General features: G+C 68.6%; 9 protein-coding genes. 2 read left to right on the top strand and 7 right to left on the bottom strand.

Going from position 1 to position 14,341, the window contains the following annotated elements:
- Positions 1 to 39: 39 nt before the first annotated feature.
- Complete coding sequence (locus ACIQWG_RS12760) at positions 40 to 1,530, bottom strand: glycoside hydrolase family 76 protein (RefSeq protein WP_404093965.1); 1,491 nt, start codon at positions 1,528 to 1,530, stop codon at positions 40 to 42.
- A 283-nt stretch (positions 1,531 to 1,813) separates the two neighbouring features.
- Between ACIQWG_RS12760 and ACIQWG_RS12755 the strand changes: the two genes are divergently transcribed.
- Positions 1,814 to 2,140 (top strand): hypothetical protein, encoded by a 327-nt coding sequence (locus ACIQWG_RS12755; RefSeq protein WP_404093961.1) that lies wholly within the window; start codon positions 1,814 to 1,816, stop codon positions 2,138 to 2,140.
- Between the two features lie 105 nt (positions 2,141 to 2,245).
- On the opposite strand, the gene ACIQWG_RS12750 is transcribed toward ACIQWG_RS12755, so the two are convergent.
- The 5 genes from ACIQWG_RS12750 to ACIQWG_RS12730 form a co-directional block, all read right to left on the bottom strand.
- On the bottom strand, positions 2,246 to 2,944 hold the full coding sequence (locus tag ACIQWG_RS12750) for a hypothetical protein (RefSeq protein WP_404093959.1): 699 nt from the start codon (positions 2,942 to 2,944) through the stop codon (positions 2,246 to 2,248).
- A complete protein-coding gene (locus tag ACIQWG_RS12745; RefSeq protein WP_404093956.1) occupies positions 2,944 to 5,907 on the bottom strand; it encodes a hypothetical protein in 2,964 nt (987 codons plus the stop codon). The genes ACIQWG_RS12750 and ACIQWG_RS12745 overlap by 1 nt, the downstream gene beginning before the upstream one ends.
- A 41-nt stretch (positions 5,908 to 5,948) precedes the next feature.
- The gene (locus ACIQWG_RS12740; RefSeq protein ID WP_404093953.1) at positions 5,949 to 6,533 is read right to left on the bottom strand and encodes a DUF2690 domain-containing protein; all 585 of its coding nucleotides are present in this window, start codon (positions 6,531 to 6,533) and stop codon (positions 5,949 to 5,951) included.
- A 249-nt stretch (positions 6,534 to 6,782) separates the two neighbouring features.
- The gene (locus tag ACIQWG_RS12735) at positions 6,783 to 8,684 is read right to left on the bottom strand and encodes a Na+/H+ antiporter NhaA (protein WP_404093951.1); all 1,902 of its coding nucleotides are present in this window, start codon (positions 8,682 to 8,684) and stop codon (positions 6,783 to 6,785) included.
- A 133-nt stretch (positions 8,685 to 8,817) separates the two neighbouring features.
- On the bottom strand, positions 8,818 to 9,780 hold the full coding sequence (locus tag ACIQWG_RS12730; protein ID WP_404093948.1) for a PLP-dependent cysteine synthase family protein: 963 nt from the start codon (positions 9,778 to 9,780) through the stop codon (positions 8,818 to 8,820).
- A 134-nt stretch (positions 9,781 to 9,914) separates the two neighbouring features.
- Between ACIQWG_RS12730 and ACIQWG_RS12725 the strand changes: the two genes are divergently transcribed.
- Positions 9,915 to 11,900 (top strand): PE-PGRS family protein, encoded by a 1,986-nt coding sequence (locus tag ACIQWG_RS12725; RefSeq protein WP_404093946.1) that lies wholly within the window; start codon positions 9,915 to 9,917, stop codon positions 11,898 to 11,900.
- Positions 11,901 to 11,938: 38 nt separating this feature from the next.
- On the opposite strand, the gene ACIQWG_RS12720 is transcribed toward ACIQWG_RS12725, so the two are convergent.
- Positions 11,939 to 14,338, bottom strand: coding sequence for a beta-L-arabinofuranosidase domain-containing protein (locus ACIQWG_RS12720; protein ID WP_404093944.1), 2,400 nt, complete (start codon positions 14,336 to 14,338; stop codon positions 11,939 to 11,941).
- Positions 14,339 to 14,341: the final 3 nt, after the last annotated feature.

The raw sequence follows: 14,341 nt of genomic DNA, 5'->3' as shown, positions 1-14,341 counted from the left end.
GACGTACCGCCCTTTCTCCGTGAGGGTCGGTCGCGCCGGCTACGGCGCGGCGTTCAGCAGGTCGAGGGCGCTTTGCTGGCGTGCCGCGTCCACCTTGTCGATCGGGCCGGACCAGCGCAGTCCGTACTGATCGAGGGCGTTGCGGTCGCCGATGTGGGCACGGTCCGCCTGGCGGCGCAGATAGGCGCTGTATGGACGGTCCGGCAGGGCGGCGTTGAGTGTGCCCAGGCCACGTACATGCGCGCCCTTGAAGGACGGCCCGTCGGCGCCGCAGTCGCCACCCTCGCACGGGTCGCGCAGGATGCCCTCGGCGGTGTGCAGGGAGGGGGCCGTGGTCGCGGCGTCGGCGATCTGCCGCGCCCGGCTGAGCAGTGCTCCGTCCCCGGTTGCCCGGTGCAGCTCGGTGAGGGCGCCGAGCAGGACCCCTTGGTTGTACGACCACACCGGCTGACCGTTGTTGCGGCAAGTGCCCAGATCTATGCCGTCGTTGACGAGATTCGAGCCGTTGATCATTCCGGTGCCCCGGAACCACGACCATCCGGCCGTCGCCCGCTCCCGATACGTCGTGTCATCCGGGATCCGGTTGTGCAGGGCCGCGTTGAGCTGGATGTAGAGGGAGTTGGCGATGGCGTTCTTGTACGTCTTCGCCGTGCTCCACCACACTCCGCCGCCGCAGGTGCCGTCCCAGTACGCCGCCATGTGGTCGGCGTCGGTGCGGGCGGTGTCGAGGTAGCGGCTGTCGCCGGTCAGGTCGTACGCGGCGACCCAGGCGAGCCCCCACCAGCCGGTGTCGTCGATGTAGTCGTTGCGGAACTGCCCGCCCTGGGCGTGGAGGTTCAGGTCGTAGGTGCGGGAGATCGCGTAGGAGTAACTGCCCATCCCCGACACCCGGATGTTGTCGATGACGGCGGTGAGCGCGTTGGCGGAGTTCCACCACCCGGTGGTGTCGAACAGGCCGGTGGAGTTGTTGTAGAGGGTCATCAGCCCGGTGGCCGCCGCGGTGCGTCGGTCGCCGGCGTTCCAGGTCGTGCGTGCCCACGGGGTGCAGGCGATCTCGGCGCGATCGCCTGCTCTGCCGCAGGCGCGCAGGGCGCCGACCCCGCGGTTGTTCCAGTCGTCCACGTTGAACATCAGCGTGCGCCGGCCTCGTTGACCCGAGGGCACGGTGGTGTCGCCGAGCTTGCTGCCGGAACTCCAGGTGCGGCCACCGTCGAAGGAGCGGTCGAGCCACACCTCGTCGCCCGGGTCGCCGTTGGCGATGGACGCCCAGCCCATCGCGTCGGCGTCGTCGAAGTGCAGCGCGATCGACCGTCCGTGGACGGTGGACGTCACGGGGATGCGGTCGCCTGGGGAGAGGGCGGGGTCCCGGGCATCGCAGTACTTGTTGCAGATGGTCGCCGCGGTCGTGGCAAGGCCGGCAGCGGACGCCGACGGCGATGCGACACCCGTGAGGAGCACGAGGGCGAGCGCTGCCGCCGACCCTCCGACGGTGGGGGGACTCGGTCTGCGGAATCTTCGTGCGGGAGCCATGGGGCCTCCCCGTCAGGGCAACGCCCCCAAGCTTCGCAAAGGGTCTGCGGACGCCGGTCGAGGCGACAGCCCGGGGACGTGCTGTGAGTGAAAGAGAGCGCTCTCGGAAGGTAATGACGGGATGACGGGCCGTCAATGGTGCAGGAGGTGCAGCCGGTTGTGGATCGTGATCGTCCGGCACGCCGTCGAACGGCAGCCCAGAGAATTTGGAATTGTTCCATTCCGGCAATTGGCGCGTACATGCTATACAATGCGCCCGGGTAAATCTACAAGAAGAGGAATCGTGAAGAAAGCGCGCATATGTCTCGTGGTGGTGGCGTGCACTCTCTTGGCCGCCTCATGCGGGGGAGGTGACACGTCCGTTGACACATCCCGCCTGACCGACCAGGAGAGGGAATGGGTCGAGTTCTCCTACGCGCACGAGAAGAACAACGAGACCAAACGGGCGTGGGAACAACTCACCGCTGAAGGTGTCAAATCCTATCTTGACCAGCAGCGTCCTCGCCTGTGCGGCGACACGGCGGCACTGATGAAGAGCCTGAAGGAGGCGGGCTACGAGGCAGGTGAAATGCAGGAGTACAAGGAGAAGACCGCAGAGCTCGTCTGCTGAGCCCTTTACAGCGGATTGTCGTCAAGGCGTTCCAGGGCGGAACAGATGCTTTCAGAACGAAGGTCCCTGCCGTCACCAGCAGGGACCTTCGCGTGGGGAAGCCGGCTACTGGGTCCGCGCCACCGCTCCGCCCAGGATTCTCAGTGAGTATTTGTCGTACGCCCGGTGCAGAACCATCGTCACCGGCCCGCCGGCAAACACCCCGCTGACGACGTACTCCTTCTTGTTCCCTGTCTTGGCGACCTGCTTCTCATACAGGGAATCGGTTTCCTTCTTCGCCTGCTTGAGCCAAGACGTCGCCTTGCTGTGGTCGACTCCCGCCACGTCCAGTCCAGTGCAGGCCGCGAGAAAGTCGAAACCATCGGAACGTTTCGTGCTGGTTCTGCACAGCAGAGACGACATGTCCTCGTGATCGGCGTATCCAGCCGAAACCGTCGTCCCGTTCCCGCCGCGCCCGTGGATATAGGTTCTCTTCTTCCCGTCGGGCATCTCCTGATCAACCGGCTTGTCCAGCTTCAGCTTCCAGTCTTTCGCGAGCCCGGCGAGGAAGTCCTTCCCCGTGTATCCGGTGGCCATCGTGTCCGCCGCGCCGAGACCGGGCCGTTTGTCGGCGACCACCGCGTGCTTCGGCAGATCGGCGGCACGCGGCGCAGTCCGCGTCTTGGACGGCTGAGGATGAGGCGCTGCGGCCTCGGGGCGCTCGGACGCTGCCGACCGAGGGCTGTTCTCGCTACAGGAGGCGGCTCCCGCCGTGCCGATGACGACAGTCATCAGCACGGCGGGAACACGGAGCGCGGCGCGCATCACAGACCACCGTCGACGAGGGCACACGGACCGGGATCCTCGTAGTTGAACGGAACGAAGGCGATCGCGTCGAACACCACGTTGTCGTCCCCGGTGCCCCCCTTGTGGATGTTGTCCATCTCGATCCGGCCACCCTTCCAGAAGGAGAAGGTGCCCATCTCGAACCAGGTGTCCTTGCCCGCGCTACGGGTTTTCTGGTTGACGTTGCAGTAGTCGGGCTTGGCGCCCGATGTGTTGTCGCCCGGGATGAAGTCGTACCGGACGACCGCTTCCGCGCCATGGGAGGGCAGGTGGACCCACACCTTGTAGCGCTGGCCGGGCTGGTCTCCGGAGGGGAGCTTGGCCTGGTTGACCTGCCATCGGCCGGTGACCTTGTGGAAGGGCTCGGTGTATTCGTAGCTGTGCGTGAAGTAGACGTGGTGGTCGTACCCGGCGCCGAGCTGGTGGAGGTCGAGGCCGGCGATGTAGGGGGTCGCACGGAACGTGCCGTCGCCCCGATCCATGGTGATGTTGTCGCCCACCTGGAGGGTGAACTTGCCGTCGTCGGCTCCCTCGAAGTCCCCGCATCCGTAGGTTTCCTCGTGCTGGCCGAGGTTGTCGACGATGATGGCGTTGGAATAGACGCTCGGGTGGTCGATGCACGGGCCGTGACCGTACTTGCTCTGGAGTTCGGGCTCTCCTGAGCCGAGCTCGTAACTGAGCTTCTCGGTGCTGGAGTTGGAGGTGTTCTGCGAGTCGCCCATCCAGTTCACCCAGCCGTCCCAGCGGCACTGCTCGTCCCAACTCGGGCACGGGTCGGCCGCGCTCGGGTTGCACGCGTTGATGGCCGGGTCGCAGAACGCGGTGCGCGGGGCAACCTTGATGTTGCCGAGCGGCATGTTCGGCTCGGAGTACGACTCTTCCGCGTTCCAGGTCATCTGCGGGTTCTCGGCCCAGCCGAAGATCTTCTCCGAGTAGTTCCACTCGCCGGGGCGGGAGGCGTCGTCATAGCTGTAGCGCAGGAAAGGCTGCCGGTCGGCGGGGTAGCTCGGGTTGATCGGATTGTTGAAGAACCCGACACCGACGGCCCCGTCGGTGTAGACGCCGGAGTTGTAGCCCCACAGCGCCATGTACCAGTTCTCGATGTAGGCCGGGCTGCCGTTGTTGGTGTTCATGCCCAGCGCCTTGAGCTGGTTCCACTTCTCGGCCAGGATCTGGAGACCGGCGGCGATGTTCGCCGCGTAGTCAGTGGTGACGGCGCCGGCGCGCACAGCGTCGTACTGCGAGTCGTGCTCCCAGGACATGCCGGTCGTCACCTGCGCGATGCCGTAACCGCAGTCGGCCTTGGACCGGTTGGGGTAGCCGTGGATGCCGTTCTCGTTGCCGAACCAGTCCGACCTGGTGACGTTGCCCGAGTCGCCGTTCATGGAGTGCCAGGACGCCTGCTTGAAGTTGGACTCCTGGGCGAGAATGCCCAGCATGACCTGTGCGGGAATCTCGCCTCCGCCGGTCAGTGCCGGCTTGGGGAACAGGCCCTGCGGGGTGTAGGCGGAAAGCCCGGTGTCGTGCCAGTTCTGCGGGCGGGTGACCGTCAGATTGCCGTGAACGGCCTGGTCCACGGCCCACTCGACCTGGTTCGCGCTGGCCTGGAGCGCCTGGCGCTTGGGGTCGTTGCGCTTGACGAGGCAGGGGGTCTCCATCTGCCCGATCAAGCCGTAGACGTCCGCACCGGATCCGGACAGACACTGCGATTCCGGCGCGCCCTCACCGCAGTTGCGAGGATCGTCGTCATCGGCCATGACGAACGCGGCCGGGTCCATCGGCAGCGAGGAATCCGGCTTCGGCCGCTTGCGGTCGGCGTCCACGAGCGTGGTGGCCTCCGCACCGGTCTTGAGCGCGGTCGCCTTGACGGTCAGCGTTCCGGCACCCTTGTTCGAGGGCGAGCCGATGCGGGTGGTGATGCCCTTCATCTGCTCGGAGAACACGGAATGGGTCACCAGGTGGCCGTGGCGCGAGATCCCGGTCACACGCCCGTCCACCGCGTGCTTGGAAAGCCCCGGGGTGTCGCTGGTGTCGATTCCCTTCACGTCGCCGACGACCGCGGCGCCATCGGCCACCGGGAGCAGTTTGACCTTCCCCTTCGGGGCACGGCCCAGCTCGGTGAAGTCCTTGCCGTCGAAGCGGGAGATGACGCTGCTGTTGCCGTCGACCGTGCCGACGTCCACGGTGCCGTTCTTCGTGGCGGTCAGCGCGAACATCGGGCCGGGTACGTCGGCGAGCTTGCGGGCGGACAGCTTCTTGCCGTTGCCCTTCAGGTCGACGAGATCGCCGCCGAGCACGCCGACGGTGCCCTTCTGTGTGGGCGTGACGTGTGTCAGGTAGCCCTTGACCGTGCGGCGGGAGGACACCGATCCGGTGGCAGCGTCGACCGAGATCACCGTCGTCGAGCCGGCGGACCTGTCGGTGGCCGAACTGGAGGTGAACGCCACCTCGTCGCCCGTTCCGCAGCCGGGCGTGAAGTACGCCAGTTTCACCCGGTCGGGAATTTCGGTGACCTTGCCGTCGGAGAGTCGGATCACCGCGGCGAACGCGCCTCTCTCGTACGCGCCGGGCTCGTTGGCCCACATCGACGGGGCGTAGACCGCCGCCGCGTAGTCCTCCGATCCCGTGGTGCAGACGTAGCCCGTCCACGGACCGATGCCCGACAGTTCCTTGCGGTTGAGGCGGGCGATCTCATAGAAGGAGAAGCCGTCGCTCTCCTTCGCCGAGAGGATGTGCAGTCCCTCGGCGTCGCCGGTGGCCTGCACGATCGCGTCCGACGAAGAGGCGTAACCCGATCCCAGGTCCTTGCCGGGTGTCGAGAACAGGCGGGGCGCCGTGCTGTCCGCTGCGGCAGGGGCCGTCTGCACCGTGGTGTCCGAGGAAGCCAGCGGGACCAGGGCGGTGGATGCCGCGACCAGGCTCAGAGCCATCAGCGGGGTCATGGAGAAGTATCTCCTGAGACCTCTTCTACGCATGGTCTTCCTCACAACCAATCCGTGCAGCTGCCGTGTGTGGTCGGGAAGCTCGCGTCAACCGGCTTGTCCTCGGCGGCGGTGGGGTTGTTGATGATGTACCTCAACGGCATGGGGTCGAACAGCGGCCCGACGTCGTTCCAGCACGCCTTCGCCGTCGTGGTCTTCCAGTTCTCCATCACGGTGTAGGCGCCTGCCACACCGTCGGGCAGAACGCTTGTCGTGGTGGGCCGCTGAATGCCGCCGTCCGGATCACGGGTCGCCCACAGCGTCAGGTACACGTAGTCGGGTGAGGTGTCGAGATCGCGTGCGACCTTCGCCCATACACCCTGACACTTCGGTGACCACATCAGCCGCACCACGACCGACGCGTCCGGCTCGGTCACCTGCTGGAGAATCTGGGCGTCGTCGTCACACCCCATCTGAATGGGGTCCTTGCCCGAGCAGCTGGCTCGCCAGCAGTCGGCCGCCACTGCCGGAGATGCCTGGAGTCCCTGAAAGGCTCCCGCCAGCAGCGTCAGGGCAGCCGCCGCCGGCCCCCATCTGCGTATGCCGTGCACACACACCACCTCGGATCCTTCTTCTCCGTGCCGCATCGAGCGCGGCATATCTCGCCATTCGGGTACGGATGTCTACGCCGAGTTGACCGATACATGGCACGCTTGGTCACATGACGTCCGCAGGCCGCCCATCAAGATCCCACAGGAACTTCCAAACTGGTAGCGGATTTGATCAAGGCCTCCGCGGACCATGGCCTGAAAGCAACGGGCTTACGCAGCCTCGTAGTTGACGTTTCGGCATGAAGTGGGAGCGGAGGGCATGTCGCCGGAAACGGACGACAGGGCTCACTCTGCCGGCTTCGACGGTCCGGCCTGCGTGGCCAGCACCTGCCGGCGGGCTTGCTCGACCGCCTGTGTCAGGGCCGCGACGTCATATGCGCCTTTGTGACGCCGTCCGTTGATGAAGAACGTGGGCGTACCCGACACCCCGCTCAAGTCCGCGGAATCCACGTCCTCGGCGACGCGCCGCGCGCCCCGGCGCCGCTCCAGGTCGGCTCGGAACCGCGCCACATCCAGGCCGAGTTCCCGCGCGTACCGCACCAGGTCCTCGCCGCTGAGGGCGTCCTGCCGTGCGAGCAGCAGATCGTGCATCTCCCAGAACTTGCCCTGCCGCGCGGCTGCTTCGGATGCCTCGGCCGCGAGTTCCGCGTCGGGGTGCACATCCGTCAGTGGCAGGTGCCGCCACACGTAACGGACGTCGGAGTCCGTGCCCAGCAGTTCCCGCACGGCCGGTTCGGCCAGTCCGCAGTACGGGCACTCGAAGTCGCCGTACTCCACCACCGTGACGGCCGCGTCCTCGGGCCCGCGGATCCGGTCGTGGCGGACGTCGACGGCCACCGCCAGATCCGTGAGGGTGCCGCTCGTGCCCAGCAGGGCCCGTGCCCTGCGGGCCTCGGGCAGCAGTCTGATGACGCCGGAGACCGCCCAGCTCAGCGCGAACGCGGCGACCAGGGTGGCGAGGACACCGATCCGCGCCTGATCCAGTTCCTCACCCTCGAAGGCATGGGACGCGATCAGCAGCGAGACGGTGAAGGCCGCCCCCGCGATGGCTCCGCCCGCGGTGACGGAACCCCAGCCCACGTTGGGGCGCAGACGACCACCCGTCAGCAGCCGCGCTCCCGCCATGGAACCCACGATCCCGATCACCTTGCCCGCCGCACAGCCGCACAGAATGCCCAACGTGATGGGCGAGGTGAACGCTTCTTCCAGCTTGGCGGCACTCAGCTCGATGCCCGCGTTGGCCAGCGCGAACAGCGGCACGATGCCGTAGCTCACCCAGGGCAGGAACTTCTGCTCCAGGCGCTCGTTGGGGGAGATCGCCGCGGCAAGTCCCTGTACCGCGGAGCGCTGCAACTCCGCGGTGGGCTGTTCGCGGAAGAGACGGAACAGACGGCTCGCCCGTTCCAGGTCGCCGCGCGGCGCCGGATAGGCGACGACCAGGGCCCCGACGGCCAGCCCCGTCACCACGGGATCGACCCCGGCCTCGTACAGCGCCACCCACACCACCACGGACAGCACGGCGCAGTAGGCGCCCTTCCGGATGCCCGCCAACCGCACCACACCGATGAGCAGCAGCCCGCCCAGCGCCACCAGCAGAGCCGCCACCCGGATGCCCTCGCTGTAGAAGACCGCGATCACCAGCAGCGCGAGCAGATCGTCGACCACGGAGATCGACAGCAGGAAAGCGCGCAGGGAGGCCGGCAGCCGTGAGCCGAACACGGCCAGGATGCCCAGGGCGAAGGCGGTGTCGGTCGACATCGCCGTGCCCCAGCCGTGCACCGAGTCACGACCGGCGTTGATCGCGATGTAGATCGCCGCGGGTACGACCATGCTGCCGACGCCGGCCACGGCGCTGAGCATCACCCAGCGGCGGTCCCGCAATTCCCCCATGTCGAACTCGCGCCGCGCTTCCAGACCGACCACGAAGAAGAACAGACTCATCAACCCCGCGTTGATCCACTCGTGCAGATCCAGCGAGAGGTGGTGGGTGTCGAAGCCGATGGTGAAGTGCGCTCCCCACACCGCTTCGTAGGAATGCGCATCGACGTTGGCCCACAGCAGGGCCGCGGCCACGGCTGCCAGCAGCAACGCGGCGCTGCCCGTCTCGGTCTGCACGAACGTCCGCCAGCGGGCCCGGGTCTGGCTGGACAGCGGCTGACTCGACTCGCCGCGGTAGTCGCTGCTCACCTGGCCGATTATCGCCGCCCGCCCGACAGCGGCCGGCCGACAGGTTGCCTCCGCCACCGCTTTCCCCGGAAGGCCCACCCGGACGGCAGACGACACGTACCCCCTCCTGGCGGCGCAGGAGGGCGGTGGCCCGTCAGTCGATGAACAGATCGCCCGTGAGGTACTTGAGCCCGGTGTCCGGGGCGACGGTCACCACGACGTGCCCTTCTCCGACCTCGCGGGCCAGGTGAAGCGCCCCGGCGACGTTGAGCGCGCCGGAGGTGCCGGTGAAGACGCCTTCCCGACGAGCGAGCGGCAAGGCCAGCCGACGGGCCTCCTCTTCGTCGACGGCGCGGGCCTCGTCGTAGGAGCCCTCCGTGAGCAGCGGCGGGACGATTCCGGTGGCGATTCCTTCCACCCGGTGCGGTCCGGCCGTACCGGCGGTCAGCATGGGCGAAGAGGTCGGCTCAAGAGCGACGGTGCGTACCGGACCACCCTCACGCAGCGATGCGGCGACGCCGGCGAACATTCCGGCTGTGCCGACGCCGGCGCAGAACACGTCCACGGTCACACCGTCGCCGCCGGTCTGCTGGAGGATCTCGCGCCCGAGGACCGCATAGCCCGTGAGGGCGTCCACGTTGTGGAACTGATCGGTCCAGAAGGCGCCCTCGCGCTCGATGATCCGGTCGACCTCCTCGCGCATGCGCACGAAGAGGTCGGACGTGATCCGGCCCCCGTCGCTGGGCACCACGGTCACGTCCGCGCCGAACGCCCTCATCGTGCGCAGCTTCTCCGGTGCGAACGCATCCGAGGTCACCACCGACAGCGGATACCCCTTCACCGCGCAGACGAAGGCCAATGAGGACCCCGTACTGCCGCCGGTGAACTCCACGACACGCTGCCCCGGCTCCAGCACCCCACGGTGTTCCGCGCCCTCGATCATGGCCAGAGCCATCCGGTCCTTGTAGCTCCCGGTGGGGTTGCCTCCCTCCACCTTGACCAGAACGTCGGCCGCCCCCTCGGGCACGACACGGCGCAGGCGCACCAGCGGCGTCCCGCCGATCGTCTGAAGGGACGAGGACTGAATACCGGGCAAACCCATGGGCCCCTCACTCACCTCGGTCACCTCGCGACCCGGACGCCGGACCGGCCGTCTCGGCAGCGGCCGTGCACAAGCCAAGGCTAAGGCCGTCCCGTGACGATCGACGGGAGCGCCGTGGGCCGGGCGGCGAGCCTGGCAGGATCGTGCTCATGGGTGGGAGAGACGGGGCAGTCGAACTGCTGGCGCGGGCCGGGTTGTCGGTCGTGGGGGAGTGGCCGGTGCAGGAGGTGGTGCCGCCGTCGTTCGCGTGGCGGCACGTCGTCGCCGGCGGGGAGGAACCGACCGTGGTCGTCGCGGCGGAGCGGCACGATCTCGCGGCGGAGGTCAACGCGCAGTGGTACCGGTCGGCGTCCGAGGTGGGGATCTTCGGTGCGGACGAGGTGTTCCTCATCGACTTCCCCGCCAACCGCACCGGCCGCTGGTTCAGGGTCCGGCTCACCGACAGCTGGGACCTGGCCGGTGCGCTGGGGGAGAGGCGTGGGCAGCCGGAGTTCGTCACAATGTCGCAGGACGGGCACTGCCTGGTGGGGGCCACCACCGGGGACGGTGAGGTGTCGCTCGTCGCCGTCGACCGGCTGGGGGAACGGCGGGAAAGGGAGGCGCGGGCGGCGGCCGCGGAGACTGCCGAGGAGCGGGCGGCCGCCTGGGGATCGTTGTTCGAGGGCCGGGAGCCCACGCACAGGCTGTTGGAAGCCTGGGCACTCGGCCTCTCGCTCAACAAGGCCATCCCGGCGGACCTGCTTCCGCGGCTGCTGGAGAGATCCCACCACGCCATGTACCGCCCCATGCCCGCGGAGGTAGTGGAAGCGATCCTGGCTCACCCGAACTGGAAACTGCGGGCGTTGGCGGCCGAGGTGCAGCCCGACATCACCTCGCAGCAGTGGTCCCGCGTGATCCTCGGCGAGGAGGACGAGCGGCGTCGCTGGGTGCTCACCCTGCTGGCCGCGGACCGCCGGGCCGAACTCGACGAGGACACCTGCCGGAGACTCGCGGCCGACCCGTCCCCCCGCATCCGTTCCGAAGCCGCCCGCCTGAGGGATCTGCCCGTCTCCTCGGTGGCCGCACTGACCGCCGACCCGGACGCAGGTGTCCGCTACGTCGCCTGCCACGCCGCCTGGCCGTACCTCGACGCCCGAGCACGCGAGGCGCTGATGGCCGACCCGGACGCCAAGGTGCGCGGCGCGGCCCGACTACGGCATCACCGGGAGCACCCGATCTCCCGCTCGGCGTACGACACCCTGGATGTCGAACCCCGGACACTGGAGGACTGTCGACTGGAGCACGATCTCGCCGCACACCTGGCGCGCCACGGCGAGGACGACGTGCGCCGGGCACTCGCCCGCAACCACAGCCTCGACGCGGACCTGGTCGCCCTGCTCGGCGATGATCCGGACCCGGCGGTCCGGTTCGAAGTGTCGATACGCGCCGACCTGACGGAGGACCAACGGGCGGCCGTCCGGATCGACTTCGACCCCGGCATCCACCACCACGAGCTCACCTGGATCGTGGCGCTGCACGACGACCCGGATGCCATGCGCCGCCTGGCGGCCTCCTCCCACCCGCTCGTCCGCAGAAGCGTGGCTCGCGCCCGACGCCTTCCGCCGGACGTCGTCGATCGCCTCGCCCGCGACGAGGATCGCGTCGTACAGCTCTTCCTGGCCGAGTCCTGCGACGACGCGCCGGCCGACATGCTCATGCGGGTGTGGCAGTGGTGGACCGGCAGCCTGAGCACCCCCGACCGCCCGCGCGGCCACCCGAACTTCCCCCGCCAGGGCCTGCTGCGGTACGCCGATGACCCGAACCCGCGCATGCGCAGACTGGCCCTCGACGACCCGTTGTCCACACCCGAACTGGTGGAACGGCTCAGCCGCGACCCGAGCGACGAGGTCCGCCACCGGGCCGCCACCGACCCGCGACTGTCACCGATGACCGCGGCACTGCTGCTGGACGACCCGCACGACCGCGTCCGCCATGCCGCCGCCGTGCATCCCCGGCTGCCGGTACGGATCCTCACCCGGCTGCTGCTGGACGCCGACGAGGCGGAGACCGCCGCCCGCAATCCGGCGCTGCCCGGGGAGGTCGTGCAGCGGATGGTGGAGCTGATCAGCGTCCCTGCCGCGGGGGAGGCGTTGTGAGCCGTTCCCGCTGACAGGGCGCTCGCCCTCTCACCCCCTCACACGAATCGCCACAGGTGATCGGCGGTCCCGTTGTCCTCGAACTGGACCACCTGCGCGCTGTCGGCGGTCGACATGCGGTCCACGCCCAGCACCTTGTCGCTGTTCTTGTTGAGGACGCGGTACCAGCCGTCGCCGTTGTCGATCAGCCTCCAGAGATGATCCGCTGTGCCGTTGTCCTCGAACTGCACGACGACGGCGCTGTTCTCGGTCGACATGTGGTCGACGCCGAGGACCTTCCCGCTGTGGCCGTTGCGGATCAGGTACCAGCCGTCGCCCTTGTCGATGAGCTGCCAGGCGTGGTCGCCGGTACCCGTGTTGGCGAACTGCACGACACGGGCGCTGTTCTCCGTGGACATCCCGTCCACCGCGAGGACCTTGCCGCTGTGCTTGTTCGCGAGACGGCGGAAGGGCGGCTCCGGGATCCATTGCCTGCCGTCGGGGGCGGCCGTGGGGAAGGACGTGATGCGAAGCCGGGCCGCACCCGAGGGGATGAGGGTGACCGTTTCCACGGTGGCGGAGCTGCGGGCCGGGCTGTCCTGGAGCGGGGCGACGACGTGTTCGTCGTCCGCGATCCATTCCGGAATGCGCCGGGCCTGCGCCGAGATCCGCACGGGCGCGGCCTCGGGAGTGAAGGGTTGGTCCGGCACACCGGAACCGGCCCGTGTGACGGTGAGGTGTGTGTCCGGGACCAGGCCGTAGTTCCACGGAACCGTCGCGTGGACGTCGTAGGCGGGGAAGGTGTCCGTTCCACCCGTGCGCTCGTAGCGTTCGCCGAGGTCCAGGGAGTAGGTGAGCGGGCCTCGCTCGACGCTCACGGCACCGTGCTGACCGGGCCGGCCGCGCAGCCGGGTCCGCTGCGGGAAGCGGACGCGGACGACGTCTCCCTCGCGCCAGGTCCGTTCCACGCGCGCCCAGGAGGGGCCGTCCGAGGCCGCGATCGCGGCGCCGTTCACGCGGACATCGGGGCCCTGGCACCAGCCGGGGATGCGCAGGTGCAGGGGGAAGCGCACCGGGCGCGGCGTGGAGACGGTGAGGGTGACCGTGTCCCCGAAGGGGTAGTCGGTGGTCTCGGTGACGGTCACGGTCGTACCGTCGGCGACCTGGGTGCGGACCGAGTTGGGTGCGTACAGCGCGGCGGCGAGGCCTCCGTCGGGGGTGGCGAGCCAGAGTTCCTCGGTGAAGTACGGCCAGCCCATGCCGTAGTTGTGGGGGCAGCAGCGGTACTGGTCGACGCCGGCCTGGAAGGCCTGCATGGCGAAGCCGTTCTGGAACTGGCCCTGCGTCTTGGTCCGGTTGTCGAGGTCGACGCTGTTGGCGCTGGTGATGTAGTGGATGGATCTGCCGTGCGGGTCGAGGGACGCGGGGAGCATGTTGAACGCCAGTTCCTCGCAGCGGTCCGCCCACACGGGATCACCGGTGATCCGGGTCAGCAGCTCGTGGCTGGCCATGAACTCGACGATGCCGCAGGTCTCGAAGCCCTGGCGGGGGTCCGTGAAGCCGGGCCGGAAGTTCTCGTCACCGGCCATCCCGCCACCGGGGAACCTGCCGTACTCGGCCATGACGGAGTCGTAGGCACGGTACGTCGCCCGGGTGAGGTCCGCCGAGTCGATCAACTGGGCGTACTGGGCGGGCTCACGGAACCCCTGCGCGATGTTGACGTTGTGCCGGCTCGGGGTGACGCCGGTCCAGTCGGCCCCGTGGGTGTGCATCTTGGCCGCCAGGTCGAGCAGGAACGTCTCCCCCGTACGGCGGTAGAGCCATACGGCGATGTCCAGGCCGTCGCCCCAGCGATAGGACACCCAGCTCGTGTTGAAGGCGCCGGGCCCCTGGGCGTTCATGAAGCGGAGGAAGCGGACGAGGAAGGGCACCACGCGCTGATCGCCGGTGTACTCCTCGTGGCTGCGCAGGGCTTGCAGCAGCGGCAGGAAGGGCCAGAAGTCGGGGCCGCCGTTGAGGGACGTGCGCAAGGCGCGCGGTCCGAAGAACCCGTCGCTCTGCTGTGTGGCGAGGATGGCGTCCACCCACTCGCGCGACCTGGCCAGCGCGCCGGGATCACGCGTGGCGACGGCCAGCGGAATGTAGCCCCGCAACCAGTAGGGAACCTCCTCCCAGGCATTGCGCTCGGGGTGCACCCAGCCGGTCGCCGAGAAGTCCAGGAAGTGGGACCCGGCCTCGAAGCGACCGCACAGACCGTCGAGTTGCAACCGGAGCTGCCCGGCGAGCCAGCCACGGGCGGTGACGCTGCCGGGCCGAAGCCTGCGGAACCTGTCGGGTACGCGCGTCTCCGCCGACGGAGAGGGTGCCGCGGCCGCGACCGCGGCGAACGGGGAGCCGAGAGCGGCGGCTCCCAGCGAGAGCGAGCCCGCGCCGAGCAGTGCCCGTCTGCTGAGGGACATGGG

The sequence above is a fragment of the Streptomyces sp. NPDC098781 genome, assembly GCF_044759995.1.
In the GTDB taxonomy this organism is placed as follows: Bacteria; Actinomycetota; Actinomycetes; order Streptomycetales; family Streptomycetaceae; genus Streptomyces.
This window is presented reverse-complemented; position numbering and strand designations above follow the sequence as displayed.

Excerpts from the sequence above, each read along its gene's own strand:
- ACIQWG_RS12725 (WP_404093946.1), top strand. The coding sequence starts at position 9,915 with ATGGGTGGGAGAGACGGGGCAGTCGAACTGCTGGCGCGGGCCGGGTTG.
- ACIQWG_RS12720 (WP_404093944.1), bottom strand. The coding sequence starts at position 14,338 with ATGTCCCTCAGCAGACGGGCACTGCTCGGCGCGGGCTCGCTCTCGCTG.
- ACIQWG_RS12745 (WP_404093956.1), bottom strand. The coding sequence starts at position 5,907 with ATGACCCCGCTGATGGCTCTGAGCCTGGTCGCGGCATCCACCGCCCTG.
- ACIQWG_RS12740 (WP_404093953.1), bottom strand. The coding sequence starts at position 6,533 with ATGCGGCACGGAGAAGAAGGATCCGAGGTGGTGTGTGTGCACGGCATA.
- ACIQWG_RS12750 (WP_404093959.1), bottom strand. The coding sequence starts at position 2,944 with ATGCGCGCCGCGCTCCGTGTTCCCGCCGTGCTGATGACTGTCGTCATC.
- ACIQWG_RS12760 (WP_404093965.1), bottom strand. The coding sequence starts at position 1,530 with ATGGCTCCCGCACGAAGATTCCGCAGACCGAGTCCCCCCACCGTCGGA.